Origin of the sequence: Amycolatopsis azurea DSM 43854, from assembly GCF_001995215.1 — a bacterium.
GTDB classification, from domain to species: domain Bacteria; phylum Actinomycetota; class Actinomycetes; order Mycobacteriales; family Pseudonocardiaceae; genus Amycolatopsis; species Amycolatopsis azurea.
In genome coordinates, this window is the sequence record NZ_MUXN01000032.1 from 25,667 (window position 1) to 44,060 (window position 18,394).

General features: G+C 70.4%; 17 protein-coding genes. 8 read left to right on the forward strand and 9 right to left on the reverse strand.

Translation table 11 applies throughout. The annotated features are described in order from the left end of the window. Positions 1-378 precede the first annotated feature (378 nt). The 4 genes from B0293_RS39785 to B0293_RS39800 all read right to left on the reverse strand — a co-directional run bounded on the left by B0293_RS39785 (position 379) and on the right by B0293_RS39800 (position 5,269). Positions 379-1,485, reverse strand: coding sequence for a serine hydrolase domain-containing protein (locus tag B0293_RS39785; protein WP_005157299.1), 1,107 nt, complete (start codon positions 1,483-1,485; stop codon positions 379-381). A gap of 81 nt (positions 1,486-1,566) precedes the next feature. Beyond that, complete coding sequence (locus tag B0293_RS39790; protein WP_005157300.1) at positions 1,567-2,592, reverse strand: ABC transporter ATP-binding protein; 1,026 nt, start codon at positions 2,590-2,592, stop codon at positions 1,567-1,569. After that, a complete protein-coding gene (locus B0293_RS39795; protein ID WP_005157301.1) occupies positions 2,592-4,169 on the reverse strand; it encodes an ABC transporter permease in 1,578 nt (525 codons plus the stop codon). The genes B0293_RS39790 and B0293_RS39795 overlap by 1 nt, the downstream gene beginning before the upstream one ends. Before the next feature lie 47 nt (positions 4,170-4,216). Beyond that, on the reverse strand, positions 4,217-5,269 hold the full coding sequence (locus B0293_RS39800) for a thiamine ABC transporter substrate-binding protein (RefSeq protein WP_005157302.1): 1,053 nt from the start codon (positions 5,267-5,269) through the stop codon (positions 4,217-4,219). Positions 5,270-5,344: 75 nt separating this feature from the next. On the opposite strand from B0293_RS39800, the gene B0293_RS39805 reads away from it, so the two are divergent. Continuing rightward, on the forward strand, positions 5,345-5,635 hold the full coding sequence (locus B0293_RS39805) for a 4a-hydroxytetrahydrobiopterin dehydratase (RefSeq protein ID WP_005157303.1): 291 nt from the start codon (positions 5,345-5,347) through the stop codon (positions 5,633-5,635). 389 nt (positions 5,636-6,024) lie between these two features. Here the strand turns inward: B0293_RS39805 and B0293_RS39810 are convergent, their stop codons facing one another. Both B0293_RS39810 and B0293_RS39815 read right to left on the reverse strand, forming a co-directional pair. Continuing rightward, entirely contained in the window at positions 6,025-6,399 is a 375-nt protein-coding gene (locus B0293_RS39810) for a type II toxin-antitoxin system death-on-curing family toxin (RefSeq protein ID WP_005157306.1), read from the reverse strand. Continuing rightward, on the reverse strand, positions 6,396-6,599 hold the full coding sequence (locus tag B0293_RS39815; protein WP_005157307.1) for a hypothetical protein: 204 nt from the start codon (positions 6,597-6,599) through the stop codon (positions 6,396-6,398). Before B0293_RS39815 ends, B0293_RS39810 begins: the two co-directional genes overlap by 4 nt. Positions 6,600-6,650: 51 nt before the next feature. On the opposite strand from B0293_RS39815, the gene B0293_RS39820 reads away from it, so the two are divergent. From B0293_RS39820 to B0293_RS39830, 3 genes are all read left to right on the forward strand, one after another. Next, on the forward strand, positions 6,651-7,115 hold the full coding sequence (locus B0293_RS39820; protein ID WP_005157308.1) for a DUF2716 domain-containing protein: 465 nt from the start codon (positions 6,651-6,653) through the stop codon (positions 7,113-7,115). An 86-nt stretch (positions 7,116-7,201) separates the two neighbouring features. Beyond that, entirely contained in the window at positions 7,202-7,576 is a 375-nt protein-coding gene (locus B0293_RS39825; RefSeq protein WP_005157309.1) for a hypothetical protein, read from the forward strand. Between the two features lie 91 nt (positions 7,577-7,667). Further along, positions 7,668-9,029: a M28 family peptidase gene (locus tag B0293_RS39830; RefSeq protein ID WP_005157310.1), complete on the forward strand. Its 1,362-nt coding sequence runs from the start codon at positions 7,668-7,670 to the stop codon at positions 9,027-9,029. Positions 9,030-9,139: 110 nt separating this feature from the next. Here the strand turns inward: B0293_RS39830 and ychF are convergent, their stop codons facing one another. Beyond that, on the reverse strand, positions 9,140-10,222 hold the full coding sequence (ychF, locus tag B0293_RS39835; protein WP_005157311.1) for a redox-regulated ATPase YchF: 1,083 nt from the start codon (positions 10,220-10,222) through the stop codon (positions 9,140-9,142). 105 nt (positions 10,223-10,327) lie between these two features. Between ychF and B0293_RS39840 the strand changes: the two genes are divergently transcribed. Both B0293_RS39840 and B0293_RS39845 read left to right on the forward strand, forming a co-directional pair. Continuing rightward, positions 10,328-11,779, forward strand: coding sequence for a DNA-3-methyladenine glycosylase 2 family protein (locus tag B0293_RS39840; RefSeq protein WP_039917935.1), 1,452 nt, complete (start codon positions 10,328-10,330; stop codon positions 11,777-11,779). A gap of 11 nt (positions 11,780-11,790) precedes the next feature. Then, entirely contained in the window at positions 11,791-12,291 is a 501-nt protein-coding gene (locus B0293_RS39845; protein WP_005157315.1) for a methylated-DNA--[protein]-cysteine S-methyltransferase, read from the forward strand. Positions 12,292-12,296: 5 nt separating this feature from the next. Here B0293_RS39845 and B0293_RS39850 read toward each other — a convergent pair whose 3' ends face one another. Further along, positions 12,297-15,248, reverse strand: coding sequence for an AAA family ATPase (locus B0293_RS39850; protein WP_005157317.1), 2,952 nt, complete (start codon positions 15,246-15,248; stop codon positions 12,297-12,299). Further along, positions 15,245-16,396 carry an exonuclease SbcCD subunit D gene (locus tag B0293_RS39855; protein ID WP_005157319.1) on the reverse strand — a complete coding sequence of 384 codons (1,152 nt, stop codon included), beginning with the start codon at positions 16,394-16,396 and terminating at the stop codon, positions 15,245-15,247. The genes B0293_RS39850 and B0293_RS39855 overlap by 4 nt, the downstream gene beginning before the upstream one ends. 178 nt (positions 16,397-16,574) lie before the next feature. Here B0293_RS39855 and rmuC point away from each other — a divergent pair, with 178 nt between their 5' ends. Both rmuC and B0293_RS39865 read left to right on the forward strand, forming a co-directional pair. Then, complete coding sequence (gene rmuC / locus B0293_RS39860; protein WP_005157320.1) at positions 16,575-17,489, forward strand: DNA recombination protein RmuC; 915 nt, start codon at positions 16,575-16,577, stop codon at positions 17,487-17,489. 226 nt (positions 17,490-17,715) lie between these two features. After that, a partial coding sequence (locus B0293_RS39865) for a DUF6542 domain-containing protein (protein ID WP_077241503.1) occupies positions 17,716-18,394 on the forward strand: 679 nt, incomplete at its 3' end.

Here is an 18,394-nt window from a genome sequence, read left to right on the forward strand (position 1 = left end):
CTGGGCCGACACGGCCGTGAGTGGCGACTCGGGCCAGAGCCGATGTTTCCGAGGACCTGCTGCCGGACGGTTTCGCGTGACGTGCTCGAAGGCGGAACTCGCGTGATCAGAGACCGAACTCGCGTGCTTGGAAGCGAAACTCGCGTGATCAGACGCCGCACACCCGAGTTCGGCGCCCAGTCACGTGAGTTCCGCCTTCAATCACGTGAGTCACGCCTCCAAGCACGCGAGATCCGCCTCCGAGCACGCGGGTCCCGCTTACTCGCGCCTGACCACACGGGACGGCTGACTCGCTCGACAGGGGGCCGAGGGGGCCCTTCACCGCATGCGACGCGGTGAAGGGCCCCTTCGTCGCGTGAGCTGAGGGGAAAGTCCCCTTCAGCGGCAGAAGACCGCCGCCGCCATGGAGACCACGGCTTCGGTGGGCGGGTCCTGCTCGTACGGATTGAGGGACAGGGTCAGCGACTTGCCCTTCCCGTCGGTGAAGGCGACGGTGACATAGCCGATCAGCTGTCCGGTGTGCCCCCACACCGGCTTGGGGCCGTCCGCGCAGGGGATCGCGAACTCCTGCAAACCCAGGCCGTAGCGGAACAACGGGACCGCGTCCCGCATCCGCCGCATCTCCGCGAGGCTCTGCTTGCTCGTCAGCCTGCCCTGAAGCAGAGCGGTGACGAACGTGGTCAGGTCGCGCGTGGTGGAGATCATCTCGCCTGCCGCCCAGTCCAGCGACGGATCCATGTCGGTGGCGTCCACGATCGTCGCGGGGGTCGTGGGCAGCGGTTCGTAGCCACGGGCGTGCGGGGCGGGCAGGGAGGGACGGTGGCCGGGCACGCTGGTGTTCCTGAGGTCGAGCGGACGCAGGATTCGCCGCGAGACCTCCTCGCCGTACGAATGTCCGGTCAGCTTCTCGACCAGCAGGCCGGCCACGACGTAGTTGGTGTTCGAGTAGTGCCAGGACTCGCCCGGGTTCTCGAAGTCCGGGCCTTTCGCGAACGCCACCTTCAGCAGTTGCGAAGGCGTGTAGTCGTCGAAGCGGGCATCGGCCCGCCAGCGGTTGGTCGAGTAGCCCGGTTCGCTCATGTAGTCGTGCAGGCCGCTGGTGTGCTGCAGGACGTGCCGGACGGTGACGCGCCCGCCGTCGGGCACGACACCGGGCAGGTGGCGCTCGATCGGATCGTCGAGTGCCAGCCGTCGCTCGTCGACCAGCTGCAGGAGCACCGTGGCCGCGAAGGTCTTGGTGACGCTGCCGATCCGGAAATGGCCGTCGGCGGCGGCCGGCGCCCCGGACGACAGGTCACGTACGCCCACCGCGTCCGACCACTGGCCGCGGCCGTTCCGGACGTGGATCAGCCCGGCCGTGATGTCGCGGCCGGCGGCGAGGGCGGCCAGCCGGGAGTGCAGTTCGGCGGCCGGGATGTCCGGCGTGGCCGGTGCGGCGACCGGACCGACGGCGAGAACGAGGGACAAGATCGTCTTCAGGAGCATGGTGACGACGGTATGGCGGGCGAGCCCGGCGAACCCTGGGGTAAACCGCAAGGTTCGGACCGGACTACCGCATTCAGAGGACTAATCGCGGAGCTGGGCGACGCCGTCGGGGTCCAGTGCGAGCCGCACGGTGTCCCCCGGGCGCAGATCGGCGGTCACCGGCGCGACGGCGTCCACAGTGGACACTCCAGCCAGATCGCCGCCGGGCGCCACCACGAGCCGGACGTGTTCCCGCCGGTGCACCACGGCGGTGACCTCGCCTTCGACGCCGTCCTGGGACACCCGCAGCCCGTGCGGCCGCAGTCCCAGCTGCACCGCGCCGTCCTCGACGTCGGGCAGCGTGACCTCGCCGAGCGGCGTCCGCACCACGCCGCCGGACGCCTCGCCGTCGACGAACGTGGTCACGCCGAGGAACCGCGCCACGTCCTCGTCCACCGGCTGCCGCCAGACGCGGCGCACCGCGCCTTCCTGCCGGATCTCGCCGTCGTCGAGCACGGCGACCCGGTCGGCGAGGGTGAACGCCTCCTCCTGGTCGTGCGTGACCAGGAGCGCGGTGATCTTGCTGCGCCGCAGCAGTGCCGCGAGGTCGATCGCCAGCTGTTCCCGCAGTCCGGCGTCCAAACCGGACAGTGGCTCGTCCAGCAGCAGCAACCGCGGTTCCGGCGCCAGCGCGCGGGCCAGCGCCACCCGCTGCGCCTGCCCGCCGGACAACTCGGTGACCCTGCGCCGCTCGTAGCCGCTCAGCCCGACCAGCTCCAGCAGCGCCCGGACCCGCTCGGCGTGCTCGGTGCGGGGGACGTCGTGCATCCGCAGGCCGAAGGCGATGTTCGAGGCGACGTCCTTGTGCGGGAACAGTTGCCCGTCCTGGAAGACCAGCCCGAACTCCCGCCGGTGCACCGGGACGCCGGACAGGTCCTCGCCGTCCCACCGCACGGTGCCCGAAGTCAGCGGTTCCAGTCCGGTGATCGCCCGCAGCAGCGTCGACTTCCCCGAACCGGAAGGGCCGAGCAGCGCCAGCACCTCGCCGTCGGCGATGTCCAGCCGCGCGTCCTTCACCGCCGCGAAGGATCCATAGTGGACGGTCAGATCCCGTACCGACAGCGACACTAGAACTCCCCTACCGAATTCTGCCCGCGGACCGCGCCGAACCGGTCGATCAGCACCACCGCCACCACGGTCACGATCATGAGCAGCGCGCAGGCCGCGTAGGCCATCTGGTTGTTCAGCTCCCCCGGCCGCGAGATCAGCGTCGCAACGGCGACCGGCAGCGTCGGCGCGTCCGGCCTGGCCAGGAAGCTCGTCGCGCCGAACTCGCCGAGCGCGACCACGTAACCGAAACCGGCGGCCGCGACCAGCGAACGCGCCGTCAGCGGGAGATCGATCTCCCGCCACACCCGGCCGGGGCTCGCGCCGAGGGTCGACGCGGCCTGCCGCAGCCGGACGTCGACCGACCGCAGCACCGGCAGCACCATCCGCACGATCAGCGGGATGATCACCAGCGCCTGCGCGAGCGGCACCAGCAGCGGCGACGTCCGCAGGTCGCCCGGCAGCGCGTCGAGCGTGACGAGGTAGCCGAAACCGACGGTCACCGCGGACACCCCCAGCGGGAGCATCAGTGCCGCGTCCATCGTCTCGCCCATGCCCCGCGCGAGCCTGCCCGGCGTGCGGCGCAACGCGACCAGCACGACCGAGGCCAGCACGCCGATGATCATCGCGAGCGTCGTCGCGTCGAACGCCGTCCGCAGCGACATCGACGCCGCGTCCCAGCCCGAGACCTGGAGCGCGCCACGGGATCCCCGGCCCGCGAGCGCTTCGTACCCGGCGAGGCTCCAACCGTCCGAAGTGGACACGGACTCCACGAGCAGCGCCACGATCGGCGTCATCAGGAGCGCGATCACCGCGAGCCCGGCGCCCGCGGCCCACCACTCGCCGCCCCTCGGCCGCCTCGCGGTCTCGCTGCCCGAACGCAGGCGTACCGCGTTTTCCCGGCGCCGCCTCGCGAACGCCCCGACGACGAGCGCGGCGACAACAGCGGCGAACTGCACCAGGGACAGCGCCGCCGCGCCGGAGAGGTCGAGCAGTTCGACCGTGCGCAGGTAGATCTCGGTCTCCAGGGTGCGGTACTTCGCCCCGCCGAGAATGAGCACGACCCCGAAACTGGTGGCGCAGAACAGGAACACCACCGCCGCCGACGACGCGATGGCGGGCGCGAGCGCGGGCAGCGTCACCGTACGGAAGGCCCGCCACGGTGACGCGCCGAGTGCCCGCGCCGCGTCCACGGTGCGCGGGTCGAGATGACTCCACAGCCCGGAAACCGTGCGCGCGACGACGGCGACATTGAAGAAGGCGTTGGCCAGTACCAGCGGCAGCAGTCCCCCGTCGGGCCAGAGCGCGCGGAACGCCAGGCCGACCACGACGGTGGGCAGCACGAACGGCACCAGCACGAGCGTCCGGACCAGCGAGACCCCCGGCAGCTTCACCCGCGCGAGCAGGAACGCGACCGGCAGGCCCGCGAGCACCGCGACGATCGTCGAAACCCCGGCGCTCGCCACGGTGAATCCCGCGAGCTTCCAGGTCAGCGGGTCGCCGATGGCCGTGCCGACGCCGCCGGAACCGAAGCCCCGGCCGATGATCGCCGCGACCGGCCAGGCGAAGAAGAGCACGAGGAAACCGAGCGGCAGCACGGCGAGTGCGGCCAGCCCGGCTCCTCGGAAAGTCAGCCTCGGCGTGCTCAGCCTTCGAGTAGCGTGCGCCACTGGGCGATCCACTGCTCGCGCCCGGCCTGGATCTTGGCCGGTTCGAGCGTCTTCGGCTGCTGCGGCAGCGGTGCGGCCTGCGCCCAGCCCTGCGGGAGCTCGACGCCCTGACGGGCCGGGTACACGTACATGTTGCTCGCCACGGTCACCTGGAACTGCTGGGACAGCAGGAAGTCCACGACCTTGCGGGCCTTCTCGACCTGCTTGCCGCCCGCGAGCACGCCCGCGTACTCGACCTGGCGGTAACAGGTGTCCAGCAGTGCCTTCGTCCGCGGCTTGCCGTCGTCACCGAGTTCGGCGGCGGGCGACGAAGCGTAGGAAACGACGATCGGACGCGGGCCCTTGCCCGAAGAACCGGAGAATTCCTTGGTGTAGGCCTCTTCCCAGCCACTGACCGTCTTGAGACCGTTCGCCTTCAGCTGCGTCCAGTACGCCTGCCAGCCCTGCTCGCCGAACTGGGCGACGGTGCCGAGCAGGAACGCCAGGCCCGGCGACGACGTCGCGGGGCTCTCGGCGACCATCAGGTCCTTGTACTTGGCGTCGGTCAGGTCCGCGAACGACTTCGGCTCCGGGATCCCCTTGTCCACGAAGTACCGGCTGTCGACGTTGACGCAGACGTCGCCGAGGTCGACGGCGGAGAGCCGGTGCTCGGGGTCGACCGAGTACCGCTGCGGGCCGCGATCGGCTTCGGGGCTGGTGTACTGCTCGAAAACGCCCTCGGCGAGCGCGCGGGAGGCGAACGTCGAGTCGATGCCGTACGCGACGTCCCCGATCGGGTTCGCCTTGGTCAGCACCAGTTTGTTGGTCAGCGCGCCCGCGTCACCCTGCTTGAGCACGGAGATCTTGATCCCGGACTGCCGCTCGAACGCGTCGAGGACCTCCTGCGGGGCGAGCCACGAGTCGTGGGTGACGAGGGTGACCGTCGACGGCGCCTGCGGGTCGTTCCCCGTGTTCCCGGAGAGCGAGCAGCCCGCGACGAGGGCGGCCACCGTGCCTGCCGCAACGACCGTGCGGAGGGCGCGTTTCATCTAGCCTCCTGCTGTTTTCAAGGGGGGACCCGTGGCAAACGTGCAGCGTAGCCGACGGCGTACCACCATGGAGTCATGGCGGAAATCTTGAACGACAAGCAGGCCGACGAGGCCGTGACCAAACTCTCCGGCTGGACGCGTGACGGCGTCACGATCGAGCGGACGGCGAAGCTGCCGAGCTTCCCGAAGGCCATCGAAGCGGTGGACAAGGTGGCCGAACTGGCGGAGGCGGCCGACCACCATCCCGACATCGACATCCGCTGGCGGACTGTGACGTTCCGGCTCAGCACGCACTCCGCCGGAGGGCTGACGGAGAAGGACTTCGCGCTTGCGTCGCAGATCGACGGGGTACTCGACGCTGTGTGACGTCCGCAACGACCGCGCCACGACACCGCTTCTCGGACGTCTCCCGGATACGACCGAAGAGAAAAGGACGAATGATGACGCAGGCGATCGTGGTGGGTTTCTCCGCATTCGGCGCGATGGTGGCGGCCGCTGCCGGAGTGCTCTGGTACACGGCGCGCGATCGGCATCATCAGCACGATCAGTGAGCTTGATCACACTCACGTTTCACAGGTAACGCGGAGCCTGATCAACGCGCTGTTCCCGGCGGACCTGTCGCTTCTCGCCCCGGAGAGCCGCCGTGAACAACGCCTCCATCACCGCCGCCCAGCGCGCCTGGGTGACCACCTTCGCCGCCGCCATCACGCTGCTGACGATCGTCGTGCTCGGCCTTCTCGGCTAGCGGCTCGCAGCTACCCGAGCGGCTTCGCCCACACGGCCAACTCGACCGCGGCGTCCTGGTAGGTGCGCGATCCGATGGACATCGCGATCACCAGGTCGTACGCGTCGTCCTCCGGCGCGTCGAGGTCGTGCCCGTTGAGCCCGTAGAAGACGAACGTCGCCATCCAGGCGAGGCGCTTGTTGCCGTCGATGAGCGGATGGTTGCGGACGACCGACTCCAGCAGCACCGCCGCCTTCTCGTGCAGCGTCGGATACGCGTCCCTGCCCATCAGGGAAGCCTGCGGGCGATGCGCGGCGGAATCGAGCAGCCCGAGATCACGGATCTTGGGCACACGGAGGTCCTCCGCGAGCGCCAAGAGGTCTTCGACGGTGAGGTACTCGATCACTGGGCGAGACGGTCGAGCAGAGCGGCGTAACGCTCCCTGCCGTCGTGGGACAGCGCCCGGACACGATCGTCACGGACGCGACGCGCGGCGGTCTCGGTGATGGCGCGGACCGTGGCTTCGTGCTTGCTCACACCGTCGGCCTCCGCCAGCAGGGCGAGAGCGCGCTCCTGCTCGTCGTTCAACCTCAAGGTCATGGCCATGCGTCGATGATACCACTCTGGTATCACTCCTGTGGCGCGTATTTTCCCGGCGTGAGCATCGAAACGCTGGGGGACGCCGAGTACCGGCAAGTGTGGAGCCGCTTCTACGCGGAGTTCGCCTTCCGGCCGAGCACCGACCGGTTCGAGTGGCCGGGGATCGACGAGCCCGCGGGATCGGCGACCTGGAGCCTGTCCGCCCTCGACGACGACCCTGGGTACCTCCTGCTGGACCGGATGGTCGCCGTGATCCAGCGAGGCCTCGCCTCCTGCGCCGACGAGTTGTACGCGCTCGACTGGCATCACGAGTCGTACCGGTTCCCGACGTCCGCGAAGGACTGGCCGCTCAGCCCGTTCCCGGACGGCGACTACTACGTGTACCTGACGCCGGACTTCCGGCTGGGCACGTTCGGGCATCCGTGGGAGTACACGCTCTGCGTGTTCGGCGAAGCGCTGGTGACGGCGATTTCGGCGGAGGTCACCGAGGTCCTCGGCGAACCCCTACGCAGGTCCGCGTAGGCCCGATTGCCGCTTCCGGGCCGACGCCCTCCGCGTCCGCGAAGAGGACTCTTCAGTGGTCATCCGATCCAGTGAGGAGTTCCGCCATGAACCGTTCCACCGCGGCCGTCGCCAACGCCTTCTTCCTGTTCGCGGGCGTCGCCGGCCTGATCATCCAGATCGCGTCGGGCGTCCCCGGATTCCCGGACATCCCGCCCGGCCCGTTCATCCTCGGCATCACCGGGATCCTCGTCCTGACGTTGTCCGCCCGGTTCCGCTGGATCCTCTTCCTCGGCATCGTCGCGCCGGTGTTCATCCTCGTCGGCGCGTTGCTCGAAGGCTCGTTCTGGGGACGGCTCGCCGACGTCGGCGACTTCGGGCCGTTCGTGGGGACCGTCCTGCTGATCGGAGGGGTGATCGCGGCGGCGATCAGCGGAGTCGTCGCCGTCTCGCAGGCCTACCACCGGGTCGCCGTGCGCTGAACCGGAAAAAGGGGACGATCGGAGGTTGTTCCGGCGGCTTTCCGACTCTTAGCTACTCGAACGAGGTTCTCCGAGAAGTGAGGGGTGTTCCATGGCAGGTCTGCGCAGACGTGAGGTGCTCGCGGGCGCGGTGGCACTGGCGGGCGCGGCGACGATCGGGTTGAACCCCGGCACCGCCGCCGCGGCCACGCAGCAACGTCCGGGCGCGCAGTTCCCGCCGTCGCTGGACTTCGGCGATTACCCCGTGATCGCGCGGGTCCGGTCGCGGCGGGCGCTGGAGCACCTGCGGGTGCTCAGCGACAAGATCGGCCCCCGGATCGCCGGAACCGAAGGCGAACTGCGGGCCAAGGACTACATCGCGAAGGTGCTGCGCGAACTGCGCTACCAGGTCACCCTGCAGCCGTTCCCGATCGCCGACAAGTTCCTGGGCGGGCTGTCGATCGGCCGCGACAGCTGGCAGACCGGCTCCTCGCCGCAGGGCGCGCAGGACGTCACGCGCGAGGCCGTCGTCGTCGACGCCGGTGACGGGAACACACTGCCCGACGACCTCACCGGCAAGATCGTGCTGATCGCCGCCGTGACGAACAAGGCCGACGCGTACCTCACGGCAGCGCAGCGCGGAGCGGACGCCGTGCTGATCGGCCGGGTGAGCGCGGACCCGGCGCGGAAGCTGTCCGCGTTCTCCCCGACGCTCGCCACCCCGGTCACCGTGCCGGTGCTCGGCCTGGCGCAGGTGCAGGTGGAGCGCTTGCGCGAACGGCTCGCCAAGGGCTCGGTCACCGCGAAGGTCACGGCGACCCACCACAAGAACCTGACGTCGTACAACGTCATCGCCGAGCGGCCCGCCACCTTCCCCGGCAAGGACAACGGCGTGGTCATGGTGACCGCGCACTACGACAGCGTCCCCGGGTCGCCGGGCGCCAACGACGACGGCAGCGGCACCGTGCTGTGCCTCGAACTCGCGCGAGTCCTGCGGTACCTGCCGACGAACAAGGCGCTGCGGTTCGCGCTGTGGGGTTCGGAGGAGTACGGGCTGATCGGCTCGCGGCACTACGTCTCGAACCTGTCCGACCCGGAAGCGAAGCGGATCGCGGGCTGCTTCCAGAACGACATGGTCGCCACCAGCTACGACCCGGCGAACATCTACTGGCTGCTTTCGGTCGACGGCGCCGACAACGCCACGACCGCGGCCGTCAACGCCGCCGCCAAACGGCTCGGCTACGACCCGCAGGTGAAGGGCCCGGTCGCACGCGGTTCGAGCGACCACGTGCCGTTCTTCGAGCGCGGCATCGCTTCGGGCAACTTCAGTTGGCGCGGCGAGGGCGGCCCGGCGCTGCTGGAGCCGACCTACCACACGCCTGAAGACACCATCAAGGACAACGTTTCCCTTGAGCGGCTTCAGGTTTCGCTTGAGCTGATCGGATCCGCCGCTTACAACCTGCTGCGGAAGTAGCGCGCTCGTAAGGCTCGGTCGCTGAGTGTCCCCAATGCGGCATTGGGGACACTCAGCGTCTCCAATGCGGCATTGGGGACGCCCGAATGCCAAACACCTTCTTGGCCGGCTCAGACGTTGAAGCGGAACTCCACCACGTCGCCGTCCGCCATGATGTAGTCCTTGCCCTCCATCCGCACCTTCCCGGCGGACCGGGCGGCGGCCATGGAGCCGTTCTCGATCAGGTCGTCGTACGAGACGACCTCGGCCTTGATGAAGCCGCGCTCGAAGTCGGTGTGGATGACGCCCGCGGCCTGCGGGGCGGTCGCGCCCTGCGGGATCGTCCAGGCGCGCGACTCCTTGGGGCCCGCGGTCAGGTACGTCTGGAGGCCGAGGGTGTGGAAGCCGGCGCGCGCCAGCGAGTAGAGGCCGGGCTCGTGCTGGCCGACGGACTCCAGCAGCTCGCGCACGGACTCCTCGTCGTCCAGTTCGAGCAGCTCGAATTCGACCTTCGCGTCGAGGAACACCGCGTCCGCGGGGGCGACCATCTTGGCCAGCTCTTCGCGACGGGACTCGTCGGTGAGGATGCCCTCGTCGGCGTTGAAGACGTAGAGGAACGGCTTCGTGGTGAGCAGGCTCAGCTCGCGCAGCGCTTCGAAGTCGACCTCCTTCTGCGCCTGGAACAGGGTCCGGCCGCCGTCGAGGATCTCCTTGGCCTTGACCGCGTTGTCGAGGGCGGGCTTGGCTTCCTTCTTGGTCCGCGCCTCCTTCTCGAGCCGGTGCAGCGCCTTGTCGAGCGTCTGCAGGTCGGCGAGGATCAGCTCGGTGTTGATCGTCTCGATGTCGCTCGCCGGGTCGATCCGGTCGTCGACGTGGATCACGTCCGGGTCGTCGAAGACACGGACGACCTGGCAGATCGCGTTCGCCTCGCGGATGTTCGCGAGGAACTTGTTGCCGAGCCCCGCCCCCTCGGAGGCACCCTTCACGATGCCCGCGATGTCCACAAAGGACACGACGGCGGGCACGGTCCGCTCGGAGCCGAACACCTTGGCGAGTTCGTCCAGCCGCGGGTCCGGCAGCGGGACGACGCCGACGTTGGGCTCGATCGTCGCGAACGGGTAGTTCGCCGCGAGCACGTCGTTGCGGGTCAGCGCGTTGAACAGGGTGGACTTGCCGACGTTGGGCAGGCCGACGATGCCGAGGGTGAGACTCACGGGCCAGAAGTCTACGTGCCGCCCGCCACCGCATCCGCCGAGGCCTTGATCGCCGTGTCGGATTTCCGCCAGCCGCGCCCTCGACCTGGTGGCACGATCGACGTCATGACCGAGCAGACCCTGGCCGAACGGGCCGTGTGGCGCGACACCGAACGGTGTTACCGCGCCGTCGCCGCCCGTGATTCCCGGTTCGACGGCCAGTTCATCATGGCCGTCGCCACCACCGGGATCTACTGCCGTCCGTCCTGCCCCGCGTCGACGCCGAAGCAGCAGAACGTCCGTTTCTACCCGACGTCGGCGGCCGCGCAGGCCAACGGCTTCCGCGCCTGCCGACGCTGCCTCCCCGACGCCGTCCCCGGCTCGCCCGACTGGGACATCCGGGCCGACCTCGCCGCGCGGGCGATGAGGCTCATCTCGGACGGGACCGTCGAACGCGACGGCGTCCCGGGGCTCGCGCGCCGGCTCGGCTATTCCGAACGCCAGCTCGGGCGCGTCCTCACCGCCGAACTCGGCGCGGGGCCGCTGGCGCTGGCCAGAGCGCACCGGGCGCACTCCGCGCGGCTGCTGATCGAGATGTCCGGGCTCCCGCTGACCGACGTCGCGTTCGCGGCGGGTTTCTCCAGCGTCCGCCAGTTCAACGAGACGATCCGCGAGGTGTTCGCGACGACGCCTTCGCAGCTTCGCGCGGCGAGCCTGCGTCGCGGGCGTCGGAAGGCCGAGGAGACGCCGACCGGGACCCGGCTGAGCCTGCGGCTGCCGTTCCGCAAACCGTTCGACGCGGACGGGGTGCTGAACTTCCTGGCCGACCGGGCCGTCCCGGGCGTCGAGCACGTGACGCGAGACGATTCCGGCGTGACCGGCTACGGACGCACGCTGCGGCTCGCGCACGGCGCGGGCGTGGTGTGGCTGACCGCGAAGGACGACCACGTCCGCTGCGACCTGCGGCTCACCGACCTGCGCGACCTGAGCAGCGCGGTGGCCAGGGTGCGGCGGCTGCTCGACCTCGACGCCGACCCCGAGGCGGTCACGCGGGTGCTCGGGGCCGCCCCGGCGCTCGCGCCGCTGGTCGAGGCGATCCCGGGCATCCGGGTGCCCGGCGCTGTCGACGGCGACGAACTCGTGCTGCGCGCGTTGCTGTCCCCCGCCGAGACGGCGTCGCTCGCCGACGCCCTCGGCGAGCGCGTGCCCAGCTGCGACGAGTCACTCGAAGGGTTGACCACGCTGTTCCCGACGGCGGAGCGGGTCGCCGGACACGGTCCGGAACGAGTGGCCGCGGTGGCTCGCGCGCTGGCGGACGGGGTTTCGGTCCACGTCGGCCGCGATCCCGCGGAGTTGCGGGCGGAACTGCTGGAACTCCCGGGAATCGACCCCCGGACCGCGGACTACGTCCTGATGCGCGTCCTGGGCGCGCCGGACGTCCTGCTGACCGGCGATCCCGCGCTGCGCCGGGGAGCGGCCGCGCTCGGCATCGCCGACGACGAAAAGACGCTGGCCGAACGAGGGCGGGCCTGGCAACCCTGGTCCTCGTACGCCGGCATGTACCTGTGGCGCGCTTGAAAGGGAGAGAAATGAGCATCGCGTATTGGTCCACAATGGACACGAAGATCGGCCCGTTCACCGCCGTGGTGGCGGGTGACGGGGCCGTGCTCGCCTCGGGCTGGACGGGCGACGTCGGCGAGCTGACGCCGCTGATCTCGCCGTCGCTGCTTCCCGGCGAGGTGAAGCAGCGACGGGACCTGGGGCCGGTGAGCACCGCTATCCGCCGGTACCACGACGGCGATCTGGCCGCCGTCGCCGACATCGAGGTACGGCAGCGGTCCGGCGCTTTCCGGGAGCACGCTTGGGAAATCCTGCGGAAGGTGCCCGCCGGCGAGCCGGTGAGCTACGCGGAATACGCGGCGCTGGCGGGGAATCCGTCGGCGGTGCGGGCGGCCGCGTCGGCCTGCGCGAAGAACGCGGCGGCCCTGTTCGTGCCGTGCCACCGGGTGGTGCGGACCGGCGGAGGCGTGGGGAACTTCCGGTGGGGTGTACCGGCGAAGCAGTGGCTGCTGAGCCACGAAACAGCCTAAGCCAGTCAGGCGGCGTGGATCTCGACCGAAGAGCCCGTACGCGCCTTTCGGATCCGAAGCCGGGTCGGGATCCGCTGCCGCAGTTCCTCCACGTGTGAGACCAGCCCGACCACCCGGCCACCGGCGCGAAGCTCGTCGAGGATGTTCATGACGATGTCGAGCGTCTCGGCGTCCAGGGTGCCGAAGCCTTCGTCGATGAACAGGGTGTCCAGCAGCGCTCCGCCGGTCTCGGCGGCGACGACGTCGGCGAGCCCCAGCGCCAGTGAGAGCGACGCGAGGAAGGACTCGCCGCCCGAAAGCGTCTTCGCGGGCCTCACGGTGCCGGAGTAGTCGTCGAGCACGTCGAGACCGAGCCCGCCGCGAGTGCCCCGGGCGCCTGCCGCGTCCGAGTGCACGAAGGAGTAGCGGCCCTGGCTCATCGTCCGAAGGCGGGCGGTCGCCGCGACCGCGACCTCCTCCAGCCTCGCGGCCAGGACGTACGAGCGCAGCGACATCTTCCGCGCGTTCTGCCCGCGTCCGTTGACCACCTCGGCCAAGGCCTTCAGTTCGTTGTACCGCTCTTCGACCGGCGCAAGGTCCGCCAACAAGGACGTCATCCGGTCGGCCACTTTCGCCAGGTCGTTGTGCCGCGAAGTGGCCGTCCGCAGGGCGACGAGCGCCTGTTCCGCCTCGCCACGGGTGTCGCGCGCCGCTTCCTCGGAGGCCGCGACGTCGATCTCGTCCTCCGGCGAAATGCCGAACAACTCGGGCTGAGCGAGTTCCTGTCGGGCGGCCTGCTCCATCACCTTCGCGTCGGCGATGCTCGCTTCCAGTTTCGTGATCTGCTCGTCCGGCCGCGACGCGGCGCGCATCTCGTCGAGATCCGCGAAACCCTTGGCCCGCAGCGCTTCCTTGACCAGTTTCGCCTGCTCGTCACGGCGCTCACGAGCACCCGCGACGCCGAGCCGCGCTTCGGCGAGCACGTCCAAGCGGGTCGCGAAGCCGAGCAGATGCTGCCGCCGAGCGGCGACGTCGGCGAACTCGCCGCGCGCGGCCTCCAGCCGCCGTTCCCGTTCCGCCAGCCGTTCCGTGAGGCCTCGGACCTCGGTGGCGGCCTCGGCCGCCCGCTGCCCCGACACGCGACGGCGTTCGGCCAGCTGCTCGGCCTTGCGTTCCAGTTCGAGGAGCCGCTTCTCCAGGGCGGGCTTGCGACGAGCCGTTCCCGACAGCGACGTGCCCAGCTCCCGCGCCTCGCCGAGTTCGGCCCGCAGCGCCTCGGCGGTGCGCCCGCGCAACCGCTCGACCAGTACCTTCAGCCGTCCTTCGGCTTCCAGCAGCGAAGCCTGCGCCTTCTCCCGTCGCTTGTCGGCCTGCTGCTCGGCGGCTTCGGCGCGGCGTTCGTCCTCGGGATCGACGAGACCGCCGGTGTGCGTGGCGGGCGCCGGATGCTCGGTCGCCCCGCAGACCGGGCAGTCCTCACCCGCGGCCAGTCCGGCGGCGAGTTCGGCCGCCATCCCGTCGAGGCGGCGCTCACGGAGGTCCAAGCGATGCTGCCGCGCCTGCTGATGGACGTCGACGGCGTCGCGGACCAGTCCCCGCGCCTGTTCGACGGCCTGCTCCGCCCGAGGCACCTCGTCGGCGTCCCGGACCAGCGCCGTCAACTCTTCGAACCGGGTGCGGGCACCTTCGAGTTTCGCCTCGGCTTCGGCGGCCGCGAGCACCTCGGCCCGCGACGCCGTGATCTTCTCCGGCGTGGATTCGAGTTCGGCGGCGAACTCCTCGGACTGCTTCTCCGCCTCCTCGGCGGCGGTGCTCAGCTGCTCGCGGCGAACCAGATCCCGTTGCTGCTGCTCGCTTTCCGCCACGAGTTCGGCGAGCGCGCCCGCCTCTTCATGCAGTCCGCGGGCGCGGGCGCGAAGCTCGGCGGCGGAATTGTCGGCGGCGTCAGGCACTTCTTGCGCACGGAGCGCCTCCGTGGCTTCGGCCTCCGCGAGCTGATCCAGCCTGCGCTCGAGAAGATCCGCTTCCGCGACCACACCGGCCGCCCGGTGCGCCGCCTCGACCTCGTCCGCCCACTCCGCGCGCTGATCCGCCTGCTCGGCGATCGCCGAGAGCCGCGTGTACGCGGTGCGCACGCGGCGGATCCGCTCCGCGGTGGACCGGTTCTCCTGCCAGACGGCCTCGGCCTTCTCGGCCGCCGCGCGCGCCTTCGCGTCCCGTTCCTGAGCCTGGCCGACGCGCTCGGCCGACTCGGCGAGCACCGCCTCGACCCACTCGGACTGCCCTTCTTCGGGCGCTTCCTGCCGGGCGACCTGCGCGAACCGCGCGACCCATTCCCGCAGTGACTGCTGCCTCGCCTGCAACTCGCGGCCGCGTTCGGCTCGCAGATTCGCGAACCAGTTCTCGACATCGGAGAACCGCTCGGTGCCGAACAGCCGCTCCAGCAGTTCCTCGCGCTCGGCGGTGTTCGCCCGCAGGAACCGCGCGAACTCGCCCTGCGGCAGCAGGACCACCTGGAAGAACTGCTCGTGCGTCATGCCGATGAGCCGCTCGACCGTGCGCGCGACCTCGTCGATCCGCGTGATGCCTTCGGCCACGTGCCCGGCGGGCACCGTGCCGACCCAGCTCAGCACCGCCTTGGCCTGCTGGAGGGTCATCCCCTCGCCCCGGCGCTTGGGCCGCTGGTATTCGGGATTGCGCGCGATGCGCATCCGCTGGCCCTGGACGGTCAGTTCGAGGACGACCTCGGTGACCTGGTCGGGCTCGGCGAGATCGCAGCGCAGCCGCTTGACCTCGCCGCGAGCGCCGGGGACCGTGCCGAACAACGCGAACGCGATCGCGTCGAGCAGCGTCGTCTTCCCCGCGCCGGTGTCGCCGTGCAGCAGGAACAAGCCGTCGGCGCCGAGGACGTCGAAGTCCACCACCTCACGGCCCGCGTACGGACCGAAAGCGGCGACCTCCAACCGGTGCAGCCTCATACTTCGCGCTCCCTGCCCGCCGCGCCCAGCGCCGCCAGCACCAGCCGCTCCTCACTTTCGGACGGCGCGGAACCGCGGCAGTCCTCAAGGAAACTGCGGGTGATCTCGACGTCGGATCGCCCTCGGACGGCCTCGGCGTACTTCAGCGCGGCGCCGTCGTGCCCGCCTTCCGGCTGCCAGTCCATGTGCACGGCGTACGGGAACCGCTCGCGCAGCTTGCGCATGGCATCGATCGGACGGACCCGGTCGGTGACCGTGAAGGAGAGGAAATGTTCGGTCAGCCCGTCGTGCTCCGGATCCTCAAGGAGTTCCGCCAGCTCTCCGCGCAACATCGCGAGGTGCCGCGGGACCGGCAGTTCGTGGCGCCGGACCTCGGCGAGCCCGTCCGCGCCGAGATCCACCAGCCATACCGATTTCCGTTGGCGCGTCTCGGAAAACGAATACGCCAGCGGACTGCCCGAATAGCGCAGGTGCTCGGCGAGGGTCTGCGGGCCGTGCAGGTGGCCGAGCGCGACGTAATCGACGCCGTCGAACACCGAACCCGGCACCTGCTCGACGCCGCCGACCGCGATGGTCCGCTCGGATTCGGTCGGCTCGCCGCCGGTGACGAAGGCGTGCGCGAGCACCACCGACCGCGTTCCGGACGGACGGGCGGCGAGATCCGCGCGGATCCGCCGCATCGCCTCGGTGAGGACGCCGGTGTGACCGCGGGCCTCGGGCACGCCGAGGGCGTGGCGCGCGGGCTCCGGTTCGAGGTAGGGGATGCCGTAAAGGGCGACGTCGCCGTGTTCGTCGGGCAGCAGCACCGGTTCGGCGAGCCCGTCGATCGTGGCGCGCAGGTAGAGCCCGCCCGCCGCGGCGAATTCGGCGAACGCGCCCAGCCGCGGCGCGGAGTCGTGGTTGCCCGGCGTCATCACCAGCTTCGCGCCGGCCTGACGGATCCGGCCCAGCGCGGTGGTGGCCACGCGGACGGCCTCCGCCGAGGGCACCGCGCGGTCGTAGATGTCCCCGGACACGAGCACGACGTCGACCGATTCGGCGGCCGCGAGATCGGCGACGTGGCCGAGCACGGCTTCCTGTTCGGCGAGCAGATCGGCGCCGTGGAAGGTGCGGCCGATGTGCCAGTCGGACGTGTGCAGGAGCTTCACGCAGCCCAAGGTAGGGCCGCGCACCGGCCGGGAAGGGGAGGCGCGCCCTTGGAGCCGCTGCGCTTTCCGACACGCCGGGGACGGCGCAGGTCAGATACGCAGCGCGACCGCGCTGTCCGGTTTTTGTCGGTGGGTTCCGCCATGATGTCCCCGACTCGGATCCGGAGGGGAGGTACCGGTGGCGACGGTGATCACCACCGCGGCCGTCGTGCTCGCGCTCCTGCTGCTCGTCGCCGTCGCGTTGCTGTGGCGGCTGTACAACGACGGCATGCGGCGCGCGGACGCGGCGGCGAAACAGGTCGCCGCCGAACGCGCGAAGGCGGATCAGCAGCAGCTCGCGCTTCGCCGGTACGAGGTCGCCTTCGCCTCGATCAGCGGCCGCGGTGAACTGGGTGAACAGGTTCTCCTGGAGACCGCACGCGCGCTCGGGCTCCGCGAGGAGCTGCACTTCACGCTGCAAACGGACCTGGCGGGCGGCGGCGCGGCGAAGCCGGACATGGTGCTGCGGGTCGGCGGCGGACGGACGGTCCCTGTCGACGCGAAGGCGAGCATGGCCTGCTGGGCCGAAGCGGTCGAGACCGACGACCCCGAAGAGCGGCTCGACGCGCTGCGCGTTCACGTCCGGCAGATCCGGTCGCGGGCGGCCGAACTCGCGGGCAAGGGCTACCAGCGCTGGGCCGACGCGATCTACGGGACGATCATGTTCGTCCCGTCCGACGCGGCCGTGGTCGCCGCGCTGGACACCGACCCGGAACTGCTGCGCTGGCTGCTGGACCGGCGGGTCTTCCTCTGCGGACCGACCGGGTTCGCCGTGCTGGCCTCCGCCGCGCTGTTCGCCGCGACCGAGCGGGCCCTGGTCGAGGACGTCGAGCAGGTCCGGGCGGGCGCCGCGGCCGCGCACCGGGCCGCGGGCAACGCGGTCGACGCGCTGAACCTGTCGAGCACCCATCTCCAGCGCTTCATCTCGGCCCGGCGGCGGGAGCTGGAAGCGCTCGAGAGCTTCCGGAGCACGGTCTCCCCGCTGACCGACGCGTCGGGCAGCCCGGCGCCGGTTCCCATGATCAGGAAGGCGGACGAACTACCCGCCTCGTGAGTGGTGGGAACAGTCCCAACACCCCCGGCAGGACGTTCCCTACCTGCGATTTCCGGAATGGGAGGCTCCGTTTCGACCCGCCTGACAACCTTGTCGCGCCCCTACACGTAGTACCTCTGGAAAGCACTCGGACAGTCCGTCCGGGTGGTCCGGAATGACCACTACCAGGCGATAGACATACCGCCTGTTGGCGGTTTGTCCGCAGCTTGGATATACGGTGGGGCCTGTGACCGCGATTCGCGATCGCCAGAGCGATCCTGATGCCGACGACGTTCCCGTAGCCTGGGACGAGCGTCCGCTCGTCGGCGCCAGGCGCGGGCTGCCCTGGTGGGCCGCCGTCCTGGTGGGCTTCGGGCTCGCCATCCTTGGCGCCTTCATCAACATGATGACGCAGAAGGACCTGGGCCTGCTGTTCAAGATCTTCTACGCGCTCGGCGCGGTGGCCGCCGTGGTCGCCGTCCAGCGCAGAGGGCTGTTCGGCCCGATGGTGCAGCCGCCCCTGGTCCTCGCCGTGACCGTCCCGGGAGTCATCCTCCTGACCTCGGACAACAGCGCCGGCTCGAGCATGTTCGAAAGAGCCTTCGACATCGCCAACCCGTTGATCAACGGGTTCCCGACGATGGCCATCACCACCGGTGTCACCTTGGCGATCGGCTTCTTCCGGATCTACCGCGAACGCGACCCCGACGCCCCGGTGAAGGTGAAGGCGGGTGCCAAGCCGGAACGCCGCGACGACGCCAAGCCCGCGTCGCGTCCCGCGGCCGCCGCCGCACCGGGCCGTGGCCGTCCGGCGTCCCGGACCGGTCAGACTCCGCCCCCGCCTTCCCGTCGTGGCGGTCCCCGGGACGGCGCGCCGCGCGACGGTGCGCCGCCCCGCCGCCGACCGCCGGTCGACGACGAGCGAC

Coding starts and splice junctions, on each gene's coding strand:
- B0293_RS39845 (WP_005157315.1), top strand. CDS start 11,791: ATGAGCATCGCGTATTGGTCCACAATGGACACGAAGATCGGCCCGTTC.
- B0293_RS39805 (WP_005157303.1), top strand. CDS start 5,345: ATGGCGGAAATCTTGAACGACAAGCAGGCCGACGAGGCCGTGACCAAA.
- B0293_RS39830 (WP_005157310.1), top strand. CDS start 7,668: ATGGCAGGTCTGCGCAGACGTGAGGTGCTCGCGGGCGCGGTGGCACTG.
- B0293_RS39785 (WP_005157299.1), bottom strand. CDS start 1,485: ATGCTCCTGAAGACGATCTTGTCCCTCGTTCTCGCCGTCGGTCCGGTC.
- B0293_RS39850 (WP_005157317.1), bottom strand. CDS start 15,248: ATGAGGCTGCACCGGTTGGAGGTCGCCGCTTTCGGTCCGTACGCGGGC.
- B0293_RS39815 (WP_005157307.1), bottom strand. CDS start 6,599: ATGGCCATGACCTTGAGGTTGAACGACGAGCAGGAGCGCGCTCTCGCC.
- B0293_RS39800 (WP_005157302.1), bottom strand. CDS start 5,269: ATGAAACGCGCCCTCCGCACGGTCGTTGCGGCAGGCACGGTGGCCGCC.
- B0293_RS39825 (WP_005157309.1), top strand. CDS start 7,202: ATGAACCGTTCCACCGCGGCCGTCGCCAACGCCTTCTTCCTGTTCGCG.
- B0293_RS39840 (WP_039917935.1), top strand. CDS start 10,328: ATGACCGAGCAGACCCTGGCCGAACGGGCCGTGTGGCGCGACACCGAA.